This window comes from Pseudomonas sp. HMSC063H08, assembly GCF_001813645.1.
GTDB classification, from domain to species: domain Bacteria; phylum Pseudomonadota; class Gammaproteobacteria; order Pseudomonadales; family Pseudomonadaceae; genus Pseudomonas; species Pseudomonas aeruginosa.
Genome location: NZ_KV813465.1, coordinates 83,557 through 106,048, shown reverse-complemented (window position 1 = coordinate 106,048; position 22,492 = coordinate 83,557). Strand labels below are relative to the sequence as shown.

24 protein-coding genes and 1 tRNA gene are annotated in these 22,492 nt (G+C 67.2%); 18 read left to right on the top strand and 7 right to left on the bottom strand.

Going from position 1 to position 22,492, the window contains the following annotated elements; translation table 11 throughout:
* Positions 1–7 precede the first annotated feature (7 nt).
* Positions 8–889 carry an AraC family transcriptional regulator gene (locus HMPREF2924_RS17520; protein WP_010793852.1) on the bottom strand — a complete coding sequence of 294 codons (882 nt, stop codon included), beginning with the start codon at positions 887–889 and terminating at the stop codon, positions 8–10.
* Between the two features lie 132 nt (positions 890–1,021).
* Between HMPREF2924_RS17520 and HMPREF2924_RS17515 the strand changes: the two genes are divergently transcribed.
* The 7 genes from HMPREF2924_RS17515 to HMPREF2924_RS17485 all read left to right on the top strand — a co-directional run bounded on the left by HMPREF2924_RS17515 (position 1,022) and on the right by HMPREF2924_RS17485 (position 8,217).
* Complete coding sequence (locus HMPREF2924_RS17515) at positions 1,022–2,530, top strand: CoA-acylating methylmalonate-semialdehyde dehydrogenase (RefSeq protein WP_003085501.1); 1,509 nt, start codon at positions 1,022–1,024, stop codon at positions 2,528–2,530.
* Between the two features lie 11 nt (positions 2,531–2,541).
* Positions 2,542–3,705: an isobutyryl-CoA dehydrogenase gene (locus tag HMPREF2924_RS17510; RefSeq protein ID WP_003085499.1), complete on the top strand. Its 1,164-nt coding sequence runs from the start codon at positions 2,542–2,544 to the stop codon at positions 3,703–3,705.
* Positions 3,706–3,770: 65 nt separating this feature from the next.
* Entirely contained in the window at positions 3,771–4,589 is an 819-nt protein-coding gene (locus HMPREF2924_RS17505) for an enoyl-CoA hydratase (RefSeq protein ID WP_003085498.1), read from the top strand.
* A gap of 58 nt (positions 4,590–4,647) precedes the next feature.
* Positions 4,648–5,751 (top strand): enoyl-CoA hydratase/isomerase family protein, encoded by a 1,104-nt coding sequence (locus HMPREF2924_RS17500; protein ID WP_003114169.1) that lies wholly within the window; start codon positions 4,648–4,650, stop codon positions 5,749–5,751.
* A gap of 111 nt (positions 5,752–5,862) precedes the next feature.
* Positions 5,863–6,759 (top strand): 3-hydroxyisobutyrate dehydrogenase, encoded by an 897-nt coding sequence (mmsB, locus tag HMPREF2924_RS17495; RefSeq protein ID WP_003116513.1) that lies wholly within the window; start codon positions 5,863–5,865, stop codon positions 6,757–6,759.
* Between the two features lie 56 nt (positions 6,760–6,815).
* The gene (locus HMPREF2924_RS17490; protein ID WP_003085490.1) at positions 6,816–7,460 is read left to right on the top strand and encodes a potassium channel family protein; all 645 of its coding nucleotides are present in this window, start codon (positions 6,816–6,818) and stop codon (positions 7,458–7,460) included.
* Between the two features lie 115 nt (positions 7,461–7,575).
* A complete protein-coding gene (locus tag HMPREF2924_RS17485) occupies positions 7,576–8,217 on the top strand; it encodes an NAD(P)-dependent oxidoreductase (RefSeq protein ID WP_003098346.1) in 642 nt (213 codons plus the stop codon).
* 34 nt (positions 8,218–8,251) lie between these two features.
* Here the strand turns inward: HMPREF2924_RS17485 and HMPREF2924_RS17480 are convergent, their stop codons facing one another.
* Complete coding sequence (locus HMPREF2924_RS17480; protein ID WP_003134380.1) at positions 8,252–10,228, bottom strand: alkyl/aryl-sulfatase; 1,977 nt, start codon at positions 10,226–10,228, stop codon at positions 8,252–8,254.
* A gap of 102 nt (positions 10,229–10,330) precedes the next feature.
* On the opposite strand from HMPREF2924_RS17480, the gene HMPREF2924_RS17475 reads away from it, so the two are divergent.
* Positions 10,331–11,245 carry a LysR family transcriptional regulator gene (locus HMPREF2924_RS17475; protein WP_003134382.1) on the top strand — a complete coding sequence of 305 codons (915 nt, stop codon included), beginning with the start codon at positions 10,331–10,333 and terminating at the stop codon, positions 11,243–11,245.
* A 3-nt stretch (positions 11,246–11,248) separates the two neighbouring features.
* Here HMPREF2924_RS17475 and HMPREF2924_RS17470 read toward each other — a convergent pair whose 3' ends face one another.
* The 4 genes from HMPREF2924_RS17470 to HMPREF2924_RS17455 all read right to left on the bottom strand — a co-directional run bounded on the left by HMPREF2924_RS17470 (position 11,249) and on the right by HMPREF2924_RS17455 (position 12,638).
* Positions 11,249–11,437: a hypothetical protein gene (locus tag HMPREF2924_RS17470; RefSeq protein WP_009315243.1), complete on the bottom strand. Its 189-nt coding sequence runs from the start codon at positions 11,435–11,437 to the stop codon at positions 11,249–11,251.
* Between the two features lie 122 nt (positions 11,438–11,559).
* Complete coding sequence (locus tag HMPREF2924_RS17465; protein WP_003085479.1) at positions 11,560–11,805, bottom strand: DUF1145 domain-containing protein; 246 nt, start codon at positions 11,803–11,805, stop codon at positions 11,560–11,562.
* Between the two features lie 118 nt (positions 11,806–11,923).
* Complete coding sequence (locus HMPREF2924_RS17460; protein ID WP_003134385.1) at positions 11,924–12,373, bottom strand: hypothetical protein; 450 nt, start codon at positions 12,371–12,373, stop codon at positions 11,924–11,926.
* A gap of 91 nt (positions 12,374–12,464) precedes the next feature.
* Positions 12,465–12,638, bottom strand: coding sequence for a hypothetical protein (locus HMPREF2924_RS17455; RefSeq protein WP_009878032.1), 174 nt, complete (start codon positions 12,636–12,638; stop codon positions 12,465–12,467).
* Between the two features lie 232 nt (positions 12,639–12,870).
* Between HMPREF2924_RS17455 and HMPREF2924_RS17450 the strand changes: the two genes are divergently transcribed.
* From HMPREF2924_RS17450 to HMPREF2924_RS17410, 9 genes are all read left to right on the top strand, one after another.
* On the top strand, positions 12,871–13,947 hold the full coding sequence (locus tag HMPREF2924_RS17450) for a DUF2157 domain-containing protein (RefSeq protein WP_003134386.1): 1,077 nt from the start codon (positions 12,871–12,873) through the stop codon (positions 13,945–13,947).
* Positions 13,944–14,759, top strand: a complete 816-nt coding sequence (locus HMPREF2924_RS17445; RefSeq protein ID WP_003134388.1) for a DUF4824 family protein — start codon at positions 13,944–13,946, stop codon at positions 14,757–14,759. Before HMPREF2924_RS17450 ends, HMPREF2924_RS17445 begins: the two co-directional genes overlap by 4 nt.
* A gap of 80 nt (positions 14,760–14,839) precedes the next feature.
* Entirely contained in the window at positions 14,840–15,052 is a 213-nt protein-coding gene (locus HMPREF2924_RS17440) for a cysteine-rich CWC family protein (protein ID WP_003085460.1), read from the top strand.
* Positions 15,052–15,744, top strand: coding sequence for a pseudouridine synthase (locus HMPREF2924_RS17435; protein WP_003085458.1), 693 nt, complete (start codon positions 15,052–15,054; stop codon positions 15,742–15,744). Before HMPREF2924_RS17440 ends, HMPREF2924_RS17435 begins: the two co-directional genes overlap by 1 nt.
* 135 nt (positions 15,745–15,879) lie before the next feature.
* Positions 15,880–16,923, top strand: a complete 1,044-nt coding sequence (locus tag HMPREF2924_RS17430; protein WP_003134392.1) for a L,D-transpeptidase — start codon at positions 15,880–15,882, stop codon at positions 16,921–16,923.
* A gap of 79 nt (positions 16,924–17,002) precedes the next feature.
* Positions 17,003–17,740: a murein L,D-transpeptidase catalytic domain family protein gene (locus HMPREF2924_RS17425; RefSeq protein WP_003124252.1), complete on the top strand. Its 738-nt coding sequence runs from the start codon at positions 17,003–17,005 to the stop codon at positions 17,738–17,740.
* A gap of 451 nt (positions 17,741–18,191) precedes the next feature.
* Entirely contained in the window at positions 18,192–19,094 is a 903-nt protein-coding gene (gene phaG / locus HMPREF2924_RS17420) for a (R)-3-hydroxydecanoyl-ACP:CoA transacylase (protein WP_003085447.1), read from the top strand.
* 130 nt (positions 19,095–19,224) lie between these two features.
* Positions 19,225–19,298: transfer RNA gene (locus HMPREF2924_RS17415), tRNA-Gly, on the top strand.
* Positions 19,299–19,536: 238 nt separating this feature from the next.
* Positions 19,537–21,390, top strand: a complete 1,854-nt coding sequence (locus tag HMPREF2924_RS17410) for a tyrosine-type recombinase/integrase (RefSeq protein WP_023083156.1) — start codon at positions 19,537–19,539, stop codon at positions 21,388–21,390.
* A 47-nt stretch (positions 21,391–21,437) separates the two neighbouring features.
* Here HMPREF2924_RS17410 and HMPREF2924_RS17405 read toward each other — a convergent pair whose 3' ends face one another.
* Entirely contained in the window at positions 21,438–22,064 is a 627-nt protein-coding gene (locus HMPREF2924_RS17405; protein ID WP_019486759.1) for a LysR substrate-binding domain-containing protein, read from the bottom strand.
* Positions 22,065–22,169: 105 nt separating this feature from the next.
* Between HMPREF2924_RS17405 and HMPREF2924_RS17400 the strand changes: the two genes are divergently transcribed.
* Positions 22,170–22,469 carry a helix-turn-helix domain-containing protein gene (locus HMPREF2924_RS17400; protein WP_003282197.1) on the top strand — a complete coding sequence of 100 codons (300 nt, stop codon included), beginning with the start codon at positions 22,170–22,172 and terminating at the stop codon, positions 22,467–22,469.
* Positions 22,470–22,492: the final 23 nt, after the last annotated feature.

Here is a 22,492-nt window from a genome sequence, read left to right as displayed (position 1 = left end):
CGGAGCACTAGCCCTGGTGCAGCGCCCGGTAGTGACTGGGCGCCATGCCCACCACCTTGCGGAACAGCCGCGAGAAGTAATAGGGATCGGCGTAGCCGAGCTGCTCGGCGATCTGCCGCACCTCCAGCGCGCCCTCGTCGAGCAGGCGGCAGGCGTGGGCCATCTTCATCTGGATGAAGTCCTGGATCGGCGCCTGGCCGGTCAGGGCGCGGTAGGTCTTGGCGAAATGGAAGCGCGACAGCTTGAACTGCGCCGCCAGCTCGTCGAGGTTGAGGCTGTCGTGCAGGTGCGCGCGCATCAGCGCCTGCACCGCGTCGATGTCCAGCACCCGCCCGGATTTCAGGCTGGCCCGCGCCGGACGCACCGCCAGCGAGGTGAGCAGGCCCTGCAACAGGTGCGCGGCATGGATGAAGTGCGGCAGGCTGAGGCCCTGGCGACGCAGCGCCAGCAGCGCGTCGAACTCCGCCAGCAGGCGCGGCTGCATGCCCAGGCGCAGGCGCGGAGCGCTGCCCAGCGGGCGCAGGAAGTCCTCCGCCAGGAGGCCTTCGAAATGTACCCAGTAGATGCTCCAGGGCCGCTGCGGGTCGGCGCCGTAGGCGTGTTCCAGGCCCTTGGGCAGGACCAGCAGGTCGCCGCCGCCGACCTCGACGCGCTCGTCGGCGCACTCCAGCCAGCCGCGTCCGGCACGGCAGTAGATCAACAGATGGTCGTCCGGCGCGCGCCGCTGCATGTGGTGGCCATGCGCCTCCGGGTAGTAACCGAGGGCCAGTGGGTAGCAGGCCTGGCCGAGCGGATGGCGGGCCAGGGCGCGACGCAGGCGGGGCGGCGTGATGAAACGCACCCCCTGGTTGGGCAGGGGCCAGGCGGAGGTCTGTACGGAACGCTTCACGGCGACGCGACTCGGCAGTCTGAATCCCAAGATCGTCCATCCCTTGCGCAAGATCGTCAATCCACAGGCGGCTTGCGGCCGGCTATAACGACTCAAAACAACATCCCGGTCCACCGGGAAGCGGAGGCGACGATGGCCAAGGCAATCCCCCAGCTGATCGACGGCGAATGGCGCGGCAGCCGTTCCCGCGAACTGATCGAAGTCACCGACCCGGCGACCCAGGACGTCCTCGCGCTGGCGCCGAAGGCCACCGCCGACGAGATCGAGCAGGCCATCGCCAGCGCCCAGCGCGCCTTCGAGACCTGGCGCGAAGTCCCGGCTCCCGAGCGAGCGCGGTTGATGCTGCGCTACCAGCACCTGCTCAAGGAACACCACGACGAACTCGGCGAACTGCTGGCCCGGGAGACCGGCAAGAACCTCGCCGATGCCAAGGGCGACGTGTGGCGCGGCATCGAGGTGGTCGAACACGCCGCCAACGTGGCCAGCCTGATGATGGGCGAGACGGTGGAAAACGTCGCCCGCGAGATCGACACCGCCAGTTGGATCCAGCCCCTCGGCGTGTGCGCCGGGATCACCCCGTTCAATTTCCCGGCGATGATCCCGCTGTGGATGTTCCCGCTGGCCATCGCCTGCGGCAACACCTTCGTCCTCAAGCCCTCCGAACAGGATCCGCTGACACCCAATCGCCTCGCCGAGCTGTTCCTCGAGGCCGGCGCGCCGAAGGGCGTGCTGCAGGTGATCCATGGCGGCCGCGAGCAGGTCGATGCCCTCCTCACCCACCCGGACATCCGGGCGATTTCCTTCGTCGGCTCGGTCGCCGTCGGCCAGCACGTGTACCGCACCGGCACCGCGCACCTGAAGCGGGTGCAGGCCTTCGCCGGGGCGAAGAACCACATGGTGATCCTCCCCGACGCGAACAAGGCCCAGGTCCTCGGCAACCTGGTCGGCGCCAGCTGCGGCGCCGCCGGCCAGCGCTGCATGGCGATCAGCGCGGCGGTGTTCGTCGGCGCGGCGCGCGAGTGGATTCCCGAGCTGGCCGAGCGGATGGCCGCCCTGCGCCCCGGCCACTGGCAGGACCCGGACGCCGCCTATGGTCCGCTGATCAGCCCGCAGGCGCGCCAGCGCGTGCTGCGCCTGATCGCCGAAGGCAAGGCAGAAGGCGCCGAGTGCCTGCTCGACGGCTCGCAGTGCCAGGTCGAAGGCTATCCCAACGGCAACTGGCTCGGTCCCACCCTGTTCCGCGCAGTGACGCCGAAGATGGGCCTGTACCGCGAGGAGATCTTCGGCCCGGTGCTGGCTTGCCTGGAGGTCGATACCCTGGAAGAGGCGATTGCCCTGGTCAACGCCAATCCCTATGGCAACGGCACCAGCCTGTTCACCCGCTCCGGCGGCGCCGCTCGGCGCTACCAGCACGCGGTGCAGGTCGGCCAGGTGGGTATCAACGTGCCGATCCCGGTACCGCTGCCGTTCTTCTCCTTCACCGGCTGGAAGGGTTCCTTCTACGGCGACCTGCACGCCTACGGCAAGCAGGCGGTGCGCTTCTATACCGAGACCAAGACCGTCACCAGCCGCTGGTTCGACGATGAACCGACGACCGACGAATCGTCGGCCGGCCCGAACATGACCATCCATCTCAAGTGACCCGAGGACCTATGGATTTCGACCTCACCGAAGAACAACGCCTGCTGGTGGAGAGCGCCCGCGCCTTCGCCCGCCACGAACTGGCGCCGAAGGCGGCCGACTGGGACCGCGACCATCACTTCCCGGTGGAAGTCATCCGCGCCGCCGCCGAACAGGGCTACCTCGGCCTGTACATCGCCGAGGAAGACGGCGGCCTGGGCCTGTCGCGGCTGTCCACTTCGCTGATCTTCGAGCAACTGGCCGCCGGCTGCGTGGCCACTACCGCCTACATCAGCATCCACAACATGGCCGCCTGGATGCTCGCCTCGTTCGGCGACGCGGCGCTGAAGGAGGCCTGGCTGCCCGGCCTGATCGGCGGCGAGTCGCTCGCCTCCTATTGCCTGACCGAGCCCGATGCCGGCTCCGACGCCGCGCGCCTGCGCACCCGCGCCCGCCGCGAGGGCGACGAATACGTGCTGGACGGCAGCAAGTGCTTCATTTCCGGCGCCGGCAGCACCCAGGTGCTGATCGTCATGGCGCGCACCGGCGAGGACGGCGCCAGGGGCATCTCCTGCTTCCTGGTGCCGGCCGACGCGCCCGGCATCCGCTACGGCCGCAACGAGGACAAGATGGGCTGGCGCGCGCAGCCGACCCGCACCATCACCTTCGAAGGCGTGCGCATCCCCGCCGGCAACCGCATCGGCCCGGAGGGCCAGGGCTTCGTCTATGCCATGAAAGGCCTCGACGGCGGCCGCCTGAACATCGCCAGTTGTTCGCTGGGCGCCGCCCAGGCGGCGCTGGAGCAGTCGATGCGCTACGTCGAGGAGCGCGAGCAGTTCGGCAAGCCGCTGGCGACCTTCCAGGCCTTGCAGTTCAAGCTCGCCGACATGCTCACCGAACTCACCGCCAGCCGCCAGATGGTCCGCCTCGGCGCCCATCGGCTGGACCGCGGCGACGCCGAGGCGACCCTGTACTGCGCAATGGCCAAGCGCTTCGCCACCGACCGCTGCTTCGATGTCTGCAACGAGGCCTTGCAACTGCACGGCGGCTACGGCTATCTCAACGATTATCCGCTGGAGCGCTGGGTACGCGACACCCGCGTGCACCAGATCCTCGAAGGCACCAACGAAATCATGCGGGTGATCGTCGCCCGCCGCCTGCTGGAGCAGGGCGGCATGCTCGATCGCCTGCTGTGAACGCCGCGAACCATCGCATCCGATAGTGCCGGGACGCCCCGGCCCATGATCCAGTGAGGGACTTCATGAACACTGCCGTCGAACCCTACAAGGCTTCCTCCTTCGACCTGACCCACAAGCTCACCGTGGAAAAGCACGGGCACACCGCGCTGATCACCATCAACCACCCGCCGGCCAACACCTGGGACCGCGACTCGCTGATCGGCCTGCGCCAACTGATCGAGCACCTCAACCGCGACGACGATATCTACGCCCTGGTAGTGACCGGCCAGGGGCCGAAGTTCTTCTCCGCCGGCGCCGACCTGAACATGTTCGCCGACGGCGACAAGGCCCGCGCTCGCGAGATGGCCCGCCGCTTCGGCGAAGCCTTCGAGGCGCTGCGCGATTTCCGCGGGGTGTCGATCGCGGCGATCAACGGCTACGCCATGGGCGGCGGCCTGGAGTGCGCCCTCGCCTGCGACATCCGCATCGCCGAGCGCCAGGCGCAGATGGCCCTGCCGGAGGCCGCGGTGGGCCTGCTGCCCTGCGCCGGCGGGACCCAGGCGCTACCCTGGCTGGTGGGCGAAGGCTGGGCCAAGCGGATGATCCTCTGCAACGAGCGGGTGGATGCGGAAACCGCCCTGCGCATCGGCCTGGTCGAACAGGTGGTGGACAGCGGCGAGGCGCGCGGCGCCGCCCTGCTGCTGGCGGCCAAGGTGGCACGCCAGAGCCCGGTGGCGATCCGCACCATCAAGCCGCTGATCCAGGGTGCCCGCGAACGCGCGCCGAACACCTGGCTGCCGGAGGAGCGCGAGCGCTTCGTCGATCTGTTCGACGCCCAGGACACCCGCGAAGGGGTCAACGCCTTCCTCGAGAAGCGCGATCCCAAGTGGCGCAACTGCTGAGCCTTCCCATCGAACCCGGCGGGCTGCGCCACAGCCCGCCCGAGCCGAGAGCCCCGACATGAACGTGCTTTTCGAAGAACGCCCGAGCCTGCATGGCTTCCGCATCGGCATTGCCACCCTGGATGCGGAAAAGAGCCTGAACGCCCTGTCCCTGCCGATGATCGAGGCCCTGGCGGCGAAACTCGACGCCTGGGCCGAGGACGCCGGCATCGCCTGCGTGCTGTTGCGCGGCAACGGCGCCAAGGCCTTTTGCGCCGGCGGCGACGTGCGCAAGCTGGTGGACGCCTGCCGTGAGCAACCCGGCGAGGTACCGGCCCTGGCGCGACGCTTCTTCGCCGATGAATACCGCCTCGACTACCGCATCCACACCTACCCGAAACCCTTCATCTGCTGGGCCCACGGCTATGTAATGGGCGGCGGCATGGGGCTGATGCAGGGTGCCGGGATTCGCATCGTCACCCCGTCCAGCCGCCTGGCGATGCCGGAGATCGGCATCGGCCTGTACCCGGACGTCGGCGCCAGTTGGTTCCTCGCCCGCCTGCCCGGCAGGCTCGGCCTGTTCCTCGGCCTGAGCGCGGCGCAGATGAACGCCCGCGACGCTCTCGACCTCGACCTGGCCGACCGCTTCCTTCTCGACGACCAGCAGGACGCCCTGCTCGCCGGCCTGGTGCAGATGAACTGGAACGAGTCGCCCCAGGTGCAACTTCACAGCCTGCTTCGCGCCCTCGAACACGAGGCCCGCGGCGAACTGCCGGAGGCCCAGTTGCTCCCGCGCCGGCCGCGCCTGGACGCACTGCTCGACCAGCCGGACCTGGCGAGCGCCTGGCAGGCGCTGGTGGCGCTGCGCGACGACGCCGACCCGCTGCTTGCGCGTGGCGCGAAGACCCTGGCCGAGGGCTGCCCGATGACCGCGCATCTGGTCTGGCAGCAGATCGAGCGTGCGCGCTACCTGTCGCTGGCCGAGGTGTTCCGCCTGGAATACGCCATGAGCCTGAACTGCACGCGCCATCCGGACTTCGCCGAGGGGGTACGCGCAAGGCTGATCGATCGCGACAACGCACCGAACTGGCATTGGCCGCAGGTGGAATCGATCCCGCAGGCGGTGATCGAGGCGCACTTCGAGCCGACCTGGGAGGGCGAGCATCCGCTGGCGGGGCTCTGATCCGCCGCGCCGCCCTCTGCCGTAGGAGGGCGCGCGCCCGCCGCGTCCATAGCGTCTAAGCTGTTTCACAGCATCCCCAAGAGGCCTCGCGGCCGCCACAGGAGGAGCTCCATGAAACAGATCGCCTTCATCGGCCTCGGCCACATGGGCGCGCCGATGGCCACCAACCTGCTCAAGGCCGGCTACCTGCTGAACGTCTTCGACCTGGTGCAGAGCGCCGTCGACGGCCTGGTCGCCGCCGGCGCCAGCGCCGCCCGCAGCGCCCGCGACGCGGTGCAGGGCGCCGACGTGGTCATCAGCATGCTGCCGGCCAGCCAGCACGTCGAAGGCCTGTACCTCGACGACGATGGCCTGCTCGCGCACATCGCCCCCGGCACCCTGGTGCTGGAATGCTCGACCATCGCCCCGACCTCGGCGCGCAAGGTCCACGCCGCCGCCCGCGAGCGCGGCCTGGCGATGCTCGACGCGCCGGTGTCCGGCGGCACTGCCGGCGCGGCAGCCGGCACCCTGACCTTCATGGTCGGCGGCGACGCCGAAGCCCTGGAGAAGGCCCGGCCGCTGTTCGAGGCCATGGGTCGGAACATCTTCCATGCCGGCCCCGACGGCGCCGGCCAGGTCGCCAAGGTGTGCAACAACCAGCTCCTCGCGGTGCTGATGATCGGTACCGCAGAAGCCATGGCCCTGGGCGTGGCCAACGGCCTCGAGGCGAAGGTGCTGGCCGAGATCATGCGCCGCAGCTCCGGCGGCAACTGGGCGCTGGAAGTCTACAACCCCTGGCCGGGGGTGATGGAGAACGCTCCGGCGTCGCGCGACTACAGCGGCGGCTTCATGGCCCAGTTGATGGCCAAGGACCTCGGCCTGGCCCAGGAAGCCGCCCAGGCCAGCGCCAGCAGCACGCCGATGGGCAGCCTGGCGCTGAGCCTGTACCGCCTGTTGCTGAAGCAGGGCTATGCGGAGCGGGACTTTTCCGTGGTGCAGAAATTGTTCGATCCGACCCAAGGCCAATAGACAGGCAGGCGGGTCCGCGCCCAGGCTGGTCGATTCGACGATGCGAGGAGCCCGCCTTGAACGCCCTGCTGCTGCGTTACCGTTTCCGCCTGCTGTTCTTTTCCACCGTGCTGTTCACGGCGATCCTCGGCCTGCCGTCGAGCACCAAGCCACGGGTGCTCGGCAGCCTCCTGCTGCTGGTGCTGGCCGGGATGAACACCTTGCGCAGACGCAGTCCGCTGGTCTACCTGACGGCCTTCTTCGGCCTGTTCAGCCTGGCCCTGTACACCACTGCGGACTTCAGCAGTCCCTACTCCAGCCTGCCGCCCGGCCTGCTGCGCGGGCTGAGCCTGATCCTGCTGTATCTGACCCTGTTCGCCGCGCTGTTCCGCCGCGTCACCCAGGAGCGCCCGGTGACCCACGAGCTGCTCTACGGACTCTGCGCGCTCTACCTGCAGATGGCGCTGGCCTTCGCTCTCGCCTACTACATGGTCGAACAGATGCAGCCAGCCAGCTTCATCGCCAGCCATGGCGCACTCGGCCTGGATACCTTCGTCTACTACAGCCTGGTGACCCTGACCACCGTGGGCTACGGCGACATCCAGGCGATCAACCCGCTGGCGCGCCTGCTGGCCGGCAGCGAAGGAGTGATCGGGGTCCTGTTCATCGCCCTCGCCGTGGCCCGCAGCCTGACCCTGATGAGCGACAGCGAGGAGGTCTGATTATTAAGCTGGGCTAACGAGTGCATCCCCCTCGCAGCGGTTTATCCCGGCGAGCGCAGGGCGGATGATGCTGATCGACGCCGCTCTGCGGCATTTCTCGAACGGAAGGTGCAGCATGAAAATCGCCCTGATCGGCGCCACCGGCCACGTCGGCCACTATTTCCTCAACGAAGCCCTGCAACGCGGCCACGCGGTAACCGCCCTGGTCCGCGACCCGAGCAAGCTGGCGGCGCGCGACGGCCTCGGCGTAGTGCAGGCGGACGTCAGCGACCCGGCCCAGGTGGCCAGCGCCGTGGCAGGCCACGAGGTGGTCATCAGCGCTTTCAACGGCGGCTGGGGCAGCGCCGACCTCCGCGCCCGCCACGCCGCCGGCAGCCAGGCCATTCTCGACGGCGTGAAACGCTCCGGCGTGCCGCGCCTGCTGGTTCTCGGCGGCGCCGGGAGCCTGGAGATCGCCCCCGGCCAGCGCCTGGTGGACAGCCCGGAATTCCCCGAGCAGTGGAAGCAGGGCGCCCTCGGCGCCGCCGACGCCCTCGACCAACTGCGCGGCGAGCAACGACTGGACTGGGTGTTCCTCAGCCCGGCGATGCTCCTCGAACCCGGCCAGCGCAGCGGCAAGTTCCGCCTCGGCGGCGACCAGGTCCTGTTCGACGCCAAGGGCGAGAGCCGGATTTCCCTGGAAGACCTGGCGGTAGCCATGCTCGACGAGGCCGAGCAGCCCCGTCATCATCGCCAGCGCTTCACCGTGGCCTACTGAAAAGACCAGGCGCCCCTCTCGGGCGCCTTCGTCGTCAGCCTTCGGACTTCGCCGCCGGCGTGACGATATCGAACCAGAAGTCGAAGTCGCCGAGCATGCCGAACAGTTGCCCCAGCAACAGCGGATTGCCGGAACTCTTCAGTTTGCCCTCGAAGACCAGGCGTACCGCCGATACCTCCTTGAGCAGCAGCCGGTTGAGATCGGTGCGGTCGATGCTCACGGTCTGCCCGGCGTCCTCGCTCTGCACGCCGCGCAGGTTGTTCAGGTGCGAGTTCTTCAGTTCCAGCAGGTAGTTCTCGCCGATGTCCGGCAGGCGCAGGTTGATGCTCAGCGCCTTGCCTTCCGCAGCGCCGGCGTCCAGGCGCACGCCGAGATAGTCGAACAGCAGGCCGGTGTCCATCGCCGCCAGGGCATCGGCGCTGCCGGCCTTCATCGTCGGCTGGTCGCGCGGTACGCCGTGGCGCAGTTCGTAGGCGGCGCTGAGGTAGCTGTTGCGCCAGCCGGCGTTCTCCGCCTGGTAGCCGAGTTGCTCCAGGGCGTCGGCCTGCAGCTCGCGCGCGGCCCGATTATCCGGCTCGGCGAAGACCAGCCTGTTGACCACCTCGACCACCCAACGGTATTCGCCCCTGGCGTACGACGCCCGCGCTTGCTCCAACAGGCGCTCGGCGCCGCCCATGTATTCCACGTAGCGGCCCGCCGAGTCCTCCGGGCTGAGCGGGTCGAGGCTCGCCGGGTTGCCGTCGTAGTAGCCCAGGTAGCGGTTCAGCACGGCCCGTGCGTTATGGCTGACCGAGCCGTGGTAGCCGCGGTCGTACCATTCCTGGTCGAGGCTGGGCGGCAGGCGCAGGCGGTTGTGCACCTGGCCGATGGTCACGCCCTGGTTGGCCAGGTGCAGGGTCTGGTCGTGCAGGTAGCCGTACAGGTCGCGCTGCTTCTCCAGCACCTCGACGATCTCCGCGTTGCCCCAGCGCGGCCAGTTGTGCACCGCGAACATCACCTCGGCCTGCCTGCCGAAACGATGCAGCGCCTGGTTGATGTACTTGCTCCAGCCCAGCGCATCACGTACCTCGGCGCCGCGCAGGGTGTACAGGTTGTGCAGGGTACCGACCACGTTCTCGGCCATCAGCAGGGCCTTCTGCCGCGGCAGCCAGATGTTCATCTCCGCCGGCGACTCGGTGCCCGGCGTGTTCTGGAAGGTGAACGGCACGCCGTCCAGCACCAGGTCCTCGCCCTCGCCTTCGATCAGGCGGGTCGGCGCCAGCAGGCTCAGCGGTCCGCGCGCCAATCCCTTGCCGATGGCCATGTCGACCTGCCCCTGCGGCCCCTTGGGCAGTTGCGTGCCGTACTGGTAGGTGGCGCGGCGCATCATGGCGTTGCCGGCCAGGACGTTCTCCTTGATCGCCGCCTCCATGAAGCCGGCCGGAGCGATGATCTGCACCGCGCCGCTGGCGACCTGCTGCGGCTCGACCAGACCGCGCACGCCTCCAAAGTGATCGGCGTGGGCGTGGCTGTAGATCACCGTACGGATCGGCCTCTCGCCCAGCTCGCGGCTGACCAGCTCGTAGGCCGCCCTGGCGGTGGCCGGGGTGGTCAGGGTGTCGACCACGATCCAGCCGCTGTCGCCGCGGATGAAGGTGATGTTGGCCAGGTCGAAGCCGCGCACCTGGTAGATACCCTCGGCAACCTCGAACAGGCCGTACTTGAGATTGAGCAGGGCCTGGCGTTGCAGGCTGGGATTGATGCTGTCGCGGGGCTTGCCGTCGAGGAGGAAGTCGTAGCCGCCGAGCTGCCAGGCGACGCTGCCGTCGGGGTTGCGGATGAGCACCCGCTCCGGGCGCCGGATCAGGCCGCGTTCGGCGCGCTCGAAGTCGGCACGGTCGGCGAACGGCAATTCCGCTTCGACCCGCCGCTGGGCCTCGACGGTGAAGGCGCTGGGCGGCTTGGACGCGGAGGGTTCGGCGGCGCCGGCGAGTAGCGGGGCGAGCGCCAGGAGTGCGAGCAGACGGCTCATCGGATGCTCCGTTTTATTGTTGTGAGGTTCGGCTGGCACTATGCCGAGCGGCACGACAATAATTCCAATGCATTCCAGGTCCACATTCGATGCGGAGTCCGCATGAGCGATCTACGCCAGTTCCGCCACTTCGTCGCCCTCGCCGAGCACGGCCACTATGCCCGCGCCGCCGAAGCGGTGAATCTCAGCCAGCCGGCGCTGTCCCGCAGCATCCAGGCGCTGGAGGGACAGTTGGGTTGCACCCTGGTGGAGCGCGGCAGCCGCGGCGTGGCCCTCACGGCCCACGGCCGGCTGGTGCTGGAACACGCTCGGCGCCTGCTGGCCGGGCATCGCGCACTGCACAACGCGGTAAGCCAACTGGGCAATCTCGACAGCGGCGAGCTACGCCTGGGCGGCGGTCCCTTCCCCGCCGCACGGCTGTTGCCCGAGGCACTGGCCGGTTTCTCCAGCGCCCACCCACGCGTGCGCGTCGCACTGCTCATCGAGGACTGGCAGACCCTGCGCCAGCGCCTGCTGGATGACGCCGTCGAACTCTTCGTCGCCGATATCCGCGAGCTGCAAGGCGATCCGCAGTTGCGCATCCACCCGCTACGCGAGCATCCCGGCGTACTCTTCTGCCGCCCCGGCCATCCGCTGCTGGGTCTGGAGCGGCCGAGCGCCGGGCAATTGGCCGATTACCCGCTGGCCGGCCCGCGTCTGCCCGAGGCAGTCCGCGGCGACCTGGCGCGCCTGCTGCAACGCGACGAACCGCTCGGCATACAGTGCGACGATGTGCTGATGCTCAAGGGCCTGGTCGGCTCCAGCGAGCTGATCAGCCTGGCGCCCTGGGACGTGGTTGCCGCCGACGTCGAGGCCGGCCGCCTGGCGCTGCTGCCCTGGCCCGCCGGCGCCGAGCCCGCCCGCGCCAAGGGCTCCGCCTACGGTCTGGTCAGCCGTGCCGGCCGCAGCCTGTCGCCGGCCGCGGCAGTGTTCGTCGAGCGGGTGCTGGAACAGGACCGGCGCTTCGCCGCCACCTGAGGCTCAGCGCCAGCGAGCGTCGTCGCGGCGCTCCTGCCAGGTACGGTTCCAGTCGCGCCCGCGGTTGTCACGGTCACGGTCGTGATAGCGCTCGTAGCGGTAGTCGGGACGATACCGGTGGTCGTCGCGGTCGTAGACCACGCAGGCCGACAACGGCAGGACGAGGATCAGCAAGGAAAGCAAACGACGCATGGCGCCTCCTGTGCGACTCCGGCCTCTCCTGCGGATGCCGGAGGAATGCCTGTTCCGGAGCCTGCACATCGGACTGCGCGGCGCGCGGGCGGTGCCCGCGGCGAGGGTAAAGCCTGGGTAAATCAGCCGAGGCTACGCAGGTGCAGGACGCCGAACAGCAGCACCTGGAGGCGCTCCAGCCAAGGTGCCGGGCGCGCCTTGAGACGCCCGTTGAGCAGCAGGATCTCGGCGGCATGGACCAGCACCAGCACGCCGGACAACAGCAGGATCGGTCGATGCAACTCGCCCAGCGGGTAGGCCAGGTTGACCAGCGCGACGAGCCAGAACATCGCCAGGGCGCCCTTGGCGAACGACAGGAAATGACTCATGGGGGAACCTCCTCGTTTCGATGTCGGCAGAGTGTGCCGAGCAAATGCGCCGAGGGGGTCCGCACTTTCGACTGGAAAGCACGACGGCGCCCGCAGGCGCCGCCTTTCCTTGCGCACCTCAGTTGCGCCAGCGAGGTGTCCCGCCCTGCTGGCCCTGGTGCCGCGGACGATCCTGCCCACCGTGTTGCTGCCAGCGTTGCGGAGAATGCCCGCGCCATTGCGGCTGGCCACCGCGCTGCCAGTTGCCCGGATGCCGCTCGCCGCGATGGGCCGGGCGCGATTCGTGGTGGCGCTGCGGGTAGCGATATTGCTCGCGCCGGTAGTCGCGGTGGCCATCGTAGCGGCGTGGCGCCGGGTAGTAGCGTTGGTCGTAGTAGCGCGTCGAGTAGTAGCGCCGTTCGCTACGCCAGCCATCGTCGTAGACGCGATAGCGTGGCACTTCGTAGGCGTAGGGCTGGCCGCGATAGCGGCGCCAGTCGCCGTCATCGTAGTCGTAGTCATACACCGCGCAGCCACCCAGGCTGGCGAGAAGCAGAAGAAGCGGGACTCTCAGGAATGTGCGCCACATGGCAGCCTCCTGCGGCCCCGCCGCCAGCCGGACAACCGGCGACGCTGCGAGGCGCGCATACGACGTGAAGACTCGGGAAAAGGGAGCGGGCTCAGCACCAGCCTTTCTTGGCCTGGCCTGGAGGACAATGGGGCGGGCCACCGCGATGGTAGCCGTAGTAACCCTGGTCGAAGTCCAGTTCGACGCAGGCGCCCGGCCCCCCGCTGCAACCGCTCCCCAGGAAGGCCGCCGGCAGCAGCCCGATCAATCGCATGACCATCAGCATTCTCCTTCATCGCAGAACGCAGCCGAACCACGCCTGGACAAGATCCCGATGGAGCGGGAAGCCGGTTGCGGCGGTTGCAACCCGGCTGCACTAGAGACCGAAGGGAAAAACGGAAATTCCCTGAATCCGACCAACGACAGGCCCCTCCAGGGCGTGACCGCCGCCGGCGTTTCTCGGTAGAGTGCGCGGATCAAGGACTGTCGGCACCGCCGGCAAGGCTCAAGGAGCATGCATGCAACCCATCGACCGCGCCCAGGCACAGCAGCGCGCCAACGACATCCTGGTGTTCCAGCGCGAGCTGCAACGCCTCGACCAGGAGCAGGCGTTCCGCCTCGAACCGACCCAGGCCCGGCAACTCGCCGACTATCACCTGGCCCTGCTGGACAGCTACCGCGACCGTTTCGACATCGACCACGACCTGCGCAGCCAGCAACTTTCGCTGGGCATGCGGGTAGCCTCGTTCTTCGGCGCCCTGGCCTTCGCCGCCAGCGTGTTCCTGCTGTTCTATCGCTTCTGGGGCCTGTTCCCCACCGTCGCCCAGGTGGCGATCCTGATCGGCAGCGCCTTCGCCGCGTTCTTCGCCACGCTCTGGGTCCAGGCCAAGGACGCCTCTGGCTACTTCAGCAAGCTGGCGGCGATGGTCGCGTTCGCCTGCTTCGTCCTCGACCTGACCATGCTCGGGCAGATATTCAACGTCACCCCCAGCGACCTGGCCCTGGTGCCCTGGGCGCTCTACGCCCTGCTCCTGGCCTACCTGTGCAACGCCCGCCTGCTGCTGGCGGCGGCGATCCTCTGCGTGATGGGTTTCATCGCCGCGCGCGTCGGCACCTGGGGCGGCGGCTACTGGCTGGGCGTAGGCGAGCGACCGGAGAACTTCTTCCCCGCCGCCGCGCTGATCTTCGCCGTGCCGCTGTGCTTCGAGCAGCGCAACTTCAGCGGCTTCGCCGTGATCTACCGGGTGTTCGCCCTGCTCGGCCTGTTCCTGCCGATGCTGGTGCTGGCCAACTGGGGCTCAGGCAGCTACCTGGCGCTGCCGTCGGCGCTCATCGAGGGGCTCTACCAGGTCGCCGGCTTCGTCGCCGCCGCCCTGGTGATCTGGCTCGGCGCGCGACGCAACTGGGCCGACGTGAGCAATACCGGGATCACCTTCTTCGTCATCTTCCTCTACACCAAGTTCTTCGACTGGTGGTGGGAAGCGATGCCGAAGTACCTGTTCTTCCTGGTGCTCGGCCTCAGCGCCTTGCTGATCCTGCTGGTCCTGCGCCGCCTGCGCACGCCCCTGGGCATCGCCGCGAGGACTGACGCATGAATCGCAACCGTCGCAACGCCCTGATCGCCGGCAGCCTCCTGCTGCTGGCGGCGAACCTGGCCGCCCTCGGTGGCGTCGCCTGGAACCGGTCCGGCGAGGCCGAAAGCAAGCTCGTGCTCAGTCAGCGCGAACTCCAGCGCAACTGGTCCTACGGCTTCTGGAGCGAAGAGAACAGTGGCGTCGAACTGCGCCTGGAGCTTCGCTCGCCGAACGGCGAGCCGCCCAATGACCTCGCGCCCCCGCTGCCGCCCGAGCAGATGCGCGCCCTCGGTTTCAGCATCCCGGACGCGCTCGACGAAGAGAGCGTACGGCGCTACCGCCGCCAACAGGAAAAACAGGTGCTACTGGTCCTGGAGCTCGACGGCCCGGCCTATCGCCGCGAAGTACGCCTGGCCGAGGAGCGCCTGGCCGAGGCCAGCGCCCGCAGCAAGGCCCTGCCCAAGGACGAAATGCTGTCCAGCCAGATGGAGGCCGCTCGCCACCAACTGAAGCATGAGCAGGGAGAGGCCAGCCGACTGTTCATCGTCGACACCGGCCTCGACCTGGCCGCCCTGCGCCAGCGCTACCCCGAGCGCCAGCGCTACGCCATCGTCAAGGGCCGGGTGCGTCCCTGGTCCGCGGTCGACGAAGGCAGGACGCTGGTCGGCGGCTACATCAGCCGTACCGACCTCGCCGCGATCAACGTGCCACGACAATGGCACGCGGTATTCGCCAAGGTCGACGGACAAAACTACCGGCTAGCGCCGCTGGAACTGCACCTCAGCTTCGGCCAGCGCCTGGAGCCCTGGATCACCAACGCCGTTCGCCGCTGAAACGCCCCGCCCGGCGCGCGATGCTTGCATCCGCGCGCCGGGCGCTGCACCCTGGGCACCCGCCAGCCATCCACCGCGCCATGAACAGCGAAATCGACCCCGGCCGCTGCCCGCTGTGCCAGCAATCCAACCGCTGCACCCTGGCCGATCCCGCTAGCGCCGCCCAGGCTTGCTGGTGCTTCACCACGGAAATCGATGCGGCCGCGCTGGAGCGGATTCCCGCCGAGCTGCGCCGCCGTGCCTGCCTCTGCCCGCGCTGCGCGCAACTATTGCCGCCCGACGCCGACGACTGATGCGCCTGGACCGCTTCCTCGCCAACCTGCCCGAACTCAGCCGCCGCGACGCGCAGATGCTGATCGCCGGTGGACGCCTGCGCGTGGACGGCCAGGTGGTGCGCGACGGCACCCACGAAGTGCGTGTCTTCAGCCGGGTGGAACTGGACGAGCAGCTGCTCCAGGCTGGCAAGCCGGCGCGCTACTACATGCTGCATAAACCGATGGGCTGCGTCAGCGCCACCCGCGACCCGCAACACCCGACCGTCCTCGATCTGTTCCCGGAAGACCAGCGCGACGACCTGCACATTGGCGGTCGTCTCGACTACAACACCACCGGCCTGATGCTGCTGACCAACGACGGCCAGTGGTCGCGCCGCCTGACCCTGCCGGGCAGCCGGCGCGACAAGGTCTACTACGTGGAAACCGAGGCGCCCATCGACCAACGCTACGTGGATGCCTTCGCCGCCGGCCTCCACTTCCGCTTCGAAGACCTGATCACCCTCCCCGCGCAGCTCGAACCGATCGGCCCACGCTGCGCCCGCCTGACCCTGCACGAAGGCCGCTATCACCAGGTCAAGCGCATGTTCGGCCACTTCGACAACAAGGTGCTGCGCCTGCACCGCGAGCGCATGGGCGATATTTGTCTCGACCCGCAGTTGCCGCCGGGTGCCTGGCGCCCCCTGAATGCTGAAGAAATCTGTTCGGTGTGAAACCCCGCCGCCCGCCGCCTGTCCACCGAAAGAGGCCGGACCGCAGGGGTTTGGCCGGCCGTCGCGAGCGACGCTAAGCTGAATGGCGTCTGTCGGAGCGACAGCCTTTCCCGCATGGAGCAAGAGAAAGCGCCGATGAAAAGATCCCTTGCCGTACTGCTGCTGGCCTTCGCCGTCGGCAGCCTCCACGCGGCGCCCGCCAGCCCAGCGAACGCGCCTTTGCCGCCGGCCGACATCAAGGCGCGGCTGAAGAGCATGAAGCCCGGCGAGTACCTCTGGTACCCGGAGGTTTCCCCGCAGGGACCGGTGACCATCGTGGTCAGCCTTACCGAACAGAAGGCCTACATCTACCGCAACGGTATCGCCATCGGGGTCAGCACCCTCAGCTCCGGCAAGAAGGGCCGGGAGACCCCGACCGGAGTGTTCTCGATCCTGCAAAAGAGCGTCGACCACAAGTCCGACCTCTACAACAGCGCGCCCATGCCCTACATGCAGCGCCTTACCTGGGACGGCATCGCCCTGCACGCCGGCAACCTGCCCGGCTATCCCGCCTCCCACGGCTGCATCCGCCTGCCCATGGCGTTCGCCAAGAAGCTCTACGGCATCACCGGATTCAGCTCCACCACGGTAATCATTTCCAACGCCAGCAGCGCGCCGAAGGAAGTCGACCACCCCGGCCTGCTGGCGCCGACGGTAGCGGACGGGCGACCGGTGACGCTGCCGGTAGAGCCCGGAGAGATCGCCTGGAACGACCCCGGCGCGGAGCGCGGTCCGTTGTCGGTGCTGATCAGCCGCGCCGACCAGCGCGCCTATGTCTACCGCGGCGGCCAGCGCATAGGCACCGCACCGGTGCAGTTGCCGGCACGCCCGCAAACCGGCATGGCAGTGTTCTCGCTGCTGGAAAAGCCGACCCTGGACGAAATCGGCGAGACCTCGCCGAACCTGCGCTGGTCGGTGGTCCAGGTGAGCAACCCGGGACAGGGCCTGACACCCTCCGAGCAACTGGGCAAGATCCGCATGGACCCGACCTTCGTCCGCGAAATGCTGAGCGCCATGGACGTCGGCAGTACCCTGGTGATCACCGACTGGGCCTCGACCCGGGACACCCACAGCGACTCCGATTTCACGGTGATCGCCACGGAAACACCGAACAATCCGACGAAATCGCTTAAAAAGTAGTCGGCAAGTTGTTCAAAAATCGAGCACAATGCCTCTCATCCGGTAAAAACCACACTGAACCGATGGGAATACTGCTCGTATGCCAACCTTCCTCCGTGCCGCCCTGCGCAGGCTGAGCCTGGCGGGCGCCACCCTTTGCGCACTGGCCAGCGGGCCGGTGTTCGCCATGCCACTTCCCTCCGCCAAGGACCTTCAGAAACTCGCTCCCCAGGCCAGCCTGCCGACCCTCGAACTGGCCCTCACCGCCTATGCCTGCGCGAGTGCGAGCCAGGGTGACGACAACGGCCTGCTGACGGTGATCGACTACTCGCGGCCGTCGCGCGACAAGCGCCTCTGGGTATTCGACCTGAAGGCCCGCAAGCTGCTCTTCGAAGAGTGGGTGACCCACGGCAAGAACAGCGGCGATGACCTTGCCACCTCCTTCTCCAACCGGCCGAACAGCTACCAGTCGTCGATCGGGCTGTTCCAGACCGGCCAGCTCTATACCGGCAAGCACGGCCAGTCGCTGCGCCTGGTTGGCCTGGAGCCGGGTTTCAACGACAAGAGCGAAGAACGCGCCATCGTCATGCACTCCGCCGCCTACGCCGATCCCAGGGTGGTTCCCGGGCTCGGCCGCCTGGGCCGCAGCCAGGGCTGCCCTGCGGTACGCCCGGCCGTGGCCGCCCGGCTGATCAACACCCTCAAGCGCGGCAGCTACGTGTTCGCCTACTACCCACAGCCGAAGTGGCTGGAAACCTCGCGCTTCCTCGCTCCGCAGAGCTGCGCCGTGGCACGTGCGGCACGCACGCCGGAAGTCATCGCCAGCCTGCTCAAGTGAACCACCGGGGCGGCGGCCGCGCCGCCCCTCTCCTTCCCGGCCCCCCGAAATCGCGGCATCGGCGCTTGCCCGGCGGCATTTCGTCGGATTCCTTCCCTTCTTCCCCCATCCACAAGCGAAACAGGGCTTGCAGCCCGGCACGCCGGCTGCTTAACTGACGCTCACGTTGTGACCGATCGGTCACAAACGACTTCCAAGAAAGCCCGCGTGACTGCCCGCGCTTCGGCGCCGGCCTTTCCTGCCCGGCCAATAGCCGCATCGCCAAGACCCGAAAGGGTTTCGGACGAACTCTATTTGCCTGTAAGTCGTTGAAAATTAAAAGTTTATTAAATCCATCCGAATGACATTCAACTGTCATTGGGAGGCGCTTTCATCTGCCCATGAGCATTTTGTATTCGCCGCGACAAGCAGGTCGCCGCGTTCCCATCGAACGATTCCAGGAGGAAGCGACATGAGGCCGGAAACAGCCATCATCGAGATCCACGGGCAATACAGGATTCACACCGAGTTCTACGGCAACCCCTCGGCGCAGCAGACCATCATCCTGGTCAACGGCTCGCTGTCGACCACAGCGTCCTTCGCCCAGACCGTGAAGTACCTGCAGCCGCATTACAACGTGGTGCTCTACGACCAGCCGTATGCCGGCCAGTCCAAACCCCATAACGAAAACCGCACGCCGATCAGCAAGGAATGCGAGGCCAGGATCCTGCTGGAACTGATCGAACGCTTCCGCGCCGACGTGGTGATGTCGTTCTCGTGGGGCGGCGTCGCCACCCTGCTGGCCCTGGCGCAGCGTCCCGGACGGATCCGCAGGGCGGTGGTCAACTCATTCTCGCCTCAGCTCAACCCGGCCATGCTCGACTACCTGCATCGCGGCCTCGACTACCTCGCCGCCTGCGATCGCACCCAGGTCGGCAACCTGGTCAACGAAACCATCGGCCGCTACCTGCCGCAGCTGTTCAAGCGCTACAACTTCCGCCACGTCAGCAGCCTGGACGAGCACGAATACCACCAGATGCACTTCCATATCCGCGAAGTGCTGCGCCTGAACGCCGATAGCTATACCGAGAGCTTCGCCGGCATCGAGATCCCGGTGCTGTTCATGAACGGCGAGCTGGACATCTACACCACGCCCCACGAAGCCCGCCAGTTCGGCCAACTGATCCGCGGCGCGGAATTCCACACCATCCGCAATGCCGGCCACTTCATCGACGTCGAGCACAAGGCCGCCTGGCAACAGACCCAGGACGCCCTGCTGGCCTTCCTCCGCCCGCAGCGCACGCAGCCGCTCAACCCGATCTACCGCCCCCAGCCCAACGGCGCCAGCGTCCCCCTCGCCGCCCTCGCCAGCTAACCGCCACCGCCACGGGGAGCCCCGCTCCCCTGGCGGAAAAACCCAGCGAAATCAACAAAACCCCCGCCCCGGGCTTCACCTGCCGCCGCGCATCTGGTAAAAAGGCGCCCTGGCCGCAAAAGCCGTCCGAGCGGGCGTCGTATAATGGCATTACCTGAGCTTCCCAAGCTCATGACGAGGGTTCGATTCCCTTCGCCCGCTCCACTGCATCAATCTGCGGACTTCCGCAGAAGTCCAAGAGAGTCTGCAAGTCCTTGCCACACAAGGACTTTTCCTCTCTTTGATGTTCTGCCGTGGTCCATTGCGATCCGCCTACAGCCGGGACTTTTAAGTCCACAAACAAGTCCATTTTTGCGGGCGCGGCTGATTCCGGATTGTTGATGGAGGGGCGAGGTCGACGTGACCAGCATCTGGTTCCTGACTCATGTTCAGGAGCAAGAGCATGGCACTCTCAGACCTGGCCGTTCGACAGGCCAAGGCAACTGGCAAGGCATACACCCTCCCTGACTTGGATGGCCTCTCCCTGGCCGTCACGGCTGCAGGGGGCAGGACTTGGCACTTCCGCTACTACTGGGCGGGCAAGCAGAAGCGGATGTCGCTCGGCACCTACCCGGAGGTGACGCTTCGCGAGGCCCGCAGCCTGCGCGACGAAGCGCGCGCCCTGCTGGCCAAAGGCACCAATCCTCGCGTTCACCGCAAGCAGAAGCGCACCGCTGTCCGGCTCGCCGACGAAAACACCTTCGAGGCGGTGTATCGCAAGTGGCTCAAGCATCGCGGGCTCAGCCTCAAGGAAGGCCGGCAGACGACCCTCTCGATACTTCCGCGCATCTTCGACAAGGATGTGCTGCCCGCCTTGGGCAAGCGGTCGGTCTATGAGATCAAGCGTCCCGACCTCTTGGAGGTGATCGCCAAGATCGAGAAGCGCAAGGCACTCTCCGTCGCCGAGAAAGTCAGGACGTGGTTCAACCAACTGTTCCGCTACGCGCTGGTGATCGTGCCGGGCCTGGAACAGAACCCCGCCTCCGATCTCGATGTGGTGGCGATGCCACTGCCACCCGTCAATCACAACCCGTTCCTGCGCATGGCCGAGCTGCCGAAGCTGTTGCAGCGGCTACGCAGCTATCGCGGCAGGCGGCAGACCCAGCTCGGGCTGCGGCTATTGCTGTTGACCGGCGTGCGAACCGGAGAGCTGCGACAGGCGACGCCGGATCAATTCGATCTGGACCGTGGGCTGTGGATCATCCCGCCCGACGTCGTGAAGCAACTCCAGTTGGATATGCGCAAGAAGCGGCAGCAGGCGAAGGACATCCCGCCCTACATCGTGCCGCTGTCGATTCAGGCCATGGAGATCGTCCGGCACCTGCTGGATGAGTTCAAGCCGGCCCAGCGCCACCTCTTCCGGCACGACAGCGACTTGAAGAAGCGCATCAGCGAGAACACCCTCAATGGTGCCCTCAAGCGCATGGGCTATCAGGAACGCCTGACTGGGCACGGCATCCGCGGCACGATGTCCACTGCGCTCAACGAGATCGGCTACCCGAAGGTCTGGGTGGATGCACAGCTCTCGCATGTCGATCCCAACAAGGTCAGCGCGACCTACAACCATGCCGAGTACGTGGAGCAGCGTCGCCGCATGATGCAGGACTGGGCCGATCGGCTCGACCTCTTCGAGCAGAACCAGGTCGAGGCGGCCAGCATGCCACTCACCGTGCATCTGGAAGGCGTGCCCGCATTCCAGAGTGAGCAAACCGCAAATGCACCCTCCACGCCGGTTAGCGCTTCGCCAATCCTGCTGGTGACGAAGCCGGGTGACGCCATGCCGTTGGTTTCTGCCGCCGCACATCGGCTGCCGGCGGTTGCGCCCCCTCGATCAGCCGCGCCGCTGGTGCCTTCGGACATTCAGCGCGAGAGGATGGAACTGTTCGATGTCTTCGAAGCGCCGCACAACCTTCCCGTCGCGGCGTTTGCCAAGATGGCGGGCAAGTCCCGCAGGTGGATCAGCTACGAGATCAAGGCGGGCAACTTGCTGGCGTTGAACGTAGGCAACCGCGGCCAGCGCGTGCCGGACTGGCACCTCGACCCACTCAAGCACGAGCTGATCCAGTCCGTCCTGAAGCTGACCAGGGGTGCGGACCCCTGGCAGATCTACCATGCACTGCTGCAACCGCGCTCGATGCTGCGGGGGCGTTCGGCACTGGAGGGCGTGACGGCCGGCAATCTCGACAAGCTCGTCATAGCGGTGAGCACAGCCGTGAAGGAGAGCGAATGGACCCCGCCGCGAGTCGGGGTCGCCTAGCAGCAGGAATGCGGGATCGTGGCGAAACCGCGATCCCCACGCGTCCGTCAGGACACCAAGCGCGCGCGGTGGGCGAATCTTGCCTGGGTGTCCGACAAGGAAGCCTCGCGACGGAGCAGGTAAGCCATCACGATCGTTGGTGCGCCGGCCAGCGGCCGCATGGCGATGCCTCGGCGTAGGTAGCTCGCCAGTCTCGCGGCGGGCGCAATGGTGATCCCGTACCCGGCGGCAACCAGCGTCATCACCACATCGAATGTCTCCACCGTTTGCTCCCGCTCCTGCAGCGCGTTCTCGAACACGCGCTGCACGGTCATGCGCCATGGTTCATGAGCCGTGGACTGCGAGCAGATCAACGGCTGCTTGAGCACTTCCTGACACGGCACTTCACGGTAGGCCAGCAGGTGGGAGCGCTTGGCCACGGCGACCGCCAGCGTGTCATGCCACAGCGGTTCGCATACCCAGCCAGGCCACTGCCGGGCAACCGCAGACAAGGCGAAGTCGAAGCCGTCGTCCGGCAGCTCCGCGCCTCGACCGGGATCTGTCCAGCCGGCCAGGACGGCATGGGTCTCCGGCTCTTCGGCACGCTGCAGGGCGAGCACGTCGGCGAGCTGGGGAGGCACCCATTCGCCGAGGACGGCCATGCGAATTTCGGCGGTGATGTCACTCGATTCCACGTCCAGCTCCCCCAGGCGGTGAACTCGTGGCAACTGATCTCGAAGCCGTTGAATGAGTTAAGTTTAACGTGGTTTAAATCGTGACCGTGTTCGACGCTCTTGGCAATGCCAAAGCGTTCGATCCAAAGGGGCCGCCCCACCGGCACCACTACCTACGAAGCGGAACCAGCCATCGCGTTTGGGGCTGCCGTGCGGGAAGAAAGAACCAACCAGGGCATCGCTCAGGAAACGCTGGCCCACATGGCCGGCATCGAACGGTCGCACATGGGCAAGATCGAGCGCGGCGAGCATGTCCCCACGCTCCCTCTCATCCTCAAGATTGCCCGTGCGCTGAAATGCAGTTCCGCCCACTTGATGACTCTGACCGAAGCCAAGCTGGCAGAGTCGGCCCCATCCGCAGATTGAAGCCGGCCCGCACAGCGGTCGCA

Coding starts and splice junctions, on each gene's coding strand:
- HMPREF2924_RS17435 (WP_003085458.1), top strand. CDS start 15,052: ATGCGCCTGGACCGCTTCCTCGCCAACCTGCCCGAACTCAGCCGCCGC.
- HMPREF2924_RS17430 (WP_003134392.1), top strand. CDS start 15,880: ATGAAAAGATCCCTTGCCGTACTGCTGCTGGCCTTCGCCGTCGGCAGC.
- HMPREF2924_RS17515 (WP_003085501.1), top strand. CDS start 1,022: ATGGCCAAGGCAATCCCCCAGCTGATCGACGGCGAATGGCGCGGCAGC.
- phaG (WP_003085447.1), top strand. CDS start 18,192: ATGAGGCCGGAAACAGCCATCATCGAGATCCACGGGCAATACAGGATT.
- HMPREF2924_RS17400 (WP_003282197.1), top strand. CDS start 22,170: ATGCCAAAGCGTTCGATCCAAAGGGGCCGCCCCACCGGCACCACTACC.
- HMPREF2924_RS17510 (WP_003085499.1), top strand. CDS start 2,542: ATGGATTTCGACCTCACCGAAGAACAACGCCTGCTGGTGGAGAGCGCC.
- HMPREF2924_RS17475 (WP_003134382.1), top strand. CDS start 10,331: ATGAGCGATCTACGCCAGTTCCGCCACTTCGTCGCCCTCGCCGAGCAC.
- HMPREF2924_RS17485 (WP_003098346.1), top strand. CDS start 7,576: ATGAAAATCGCCCTGATCGGCGCCACCGGCCACGTCGGCCACTATTTC.
- HMPREF2924_RS17465 (WP_003085479.1), bottom strand. CDS start 11,805: ATGAGTCATTTCCTGTCGTTCGCCAAGGGCGCCCTGGCGATGTTCTGG.
- HMPREF2924_RS17445 (WP_003134388.1), top strand. CDS start 13,944: ATGAATCGCAACCGTCGCAACGCCCTGATCGCCGGCAGCCTCCTGCTG.
- HMPREF2924_RS17470 (WP_009315243.1), bottom strand. CDS start 11,437: ATGCGTCGTTTGCTTTCCTTGCTGATCCTCGTCCTGCCGTTGTCGGCC.
- mmsB (WP_003116513.1), top strand. CDS start 5,863: ATGAAACAGATCGCCTTCATCGGCCTCGGCCACATGGGCGCGCCGATG.
- HMPREF2924_RS17480 (WP_003134380.1), bottom strand. CDS start 10,228: ATGAGCCGTCTGCTCGCACTCCTGGCGCTCGCCCCGCTACTCGCCGGC.
- HMPREF2924_RS17460 (WP_003134385.1), bottom strand. CDS start 12,373: ATGTGGCGCACATTCCTGAGAGTCCCGCTTCTTCTGCTTCTCGCCAGC.
- HMPREF2924_RS17450 (WP_003134386.1), top strand. CDS start 12,871: ATGCAACCCATCGACCGCGCCCAGGCACAGCAGCGCGCCAACGACATC.
- HMPREF2924_RS17425 (WP_003124252.1), top strand. CDS start 17,003: ATGCCAACCTTCCTCCGTGCCGCCCTGCGCAGGCTGAGCCTGGCGGGC.
- HMPREF2924_RS17455 (WP_009878032.1), bottom strand. CDS start 12,638: ATGCTGATGGTCATGCGATTGATCGGGCTGCTGCCGGCGGCCTTCCTG.
- HMPREF2924_RS17410 (WP_023083156.1), top strand. CDS start 19,537: ATGGCACTCTCAGACCTGGCCGTTCGACAGGCCAAGGCAACTGGCAAG.
- HMPREF2924_RS17500 (WP_003114169.1), top strand. CDS start 4,648: ATGAACGTGCTTTTCGAAGAACGCCCGAGCCTGCATGGCTTCCGCATC.
- HMPREF2924_RS17440 (WP_003085460.1), top strand. CDS start 14,840: ATGAACAGCGAAATCGACCCCGGCCGCTGCCCGCTGTGCCAGCAATCC.
- HMPREF2924_RS17505 (WP_003085498.1), top strand. CDS start 3,771: ATGAACACTGCCGTCGAACCCTACAAGGCTTCCTCCTTCGACCTGACC.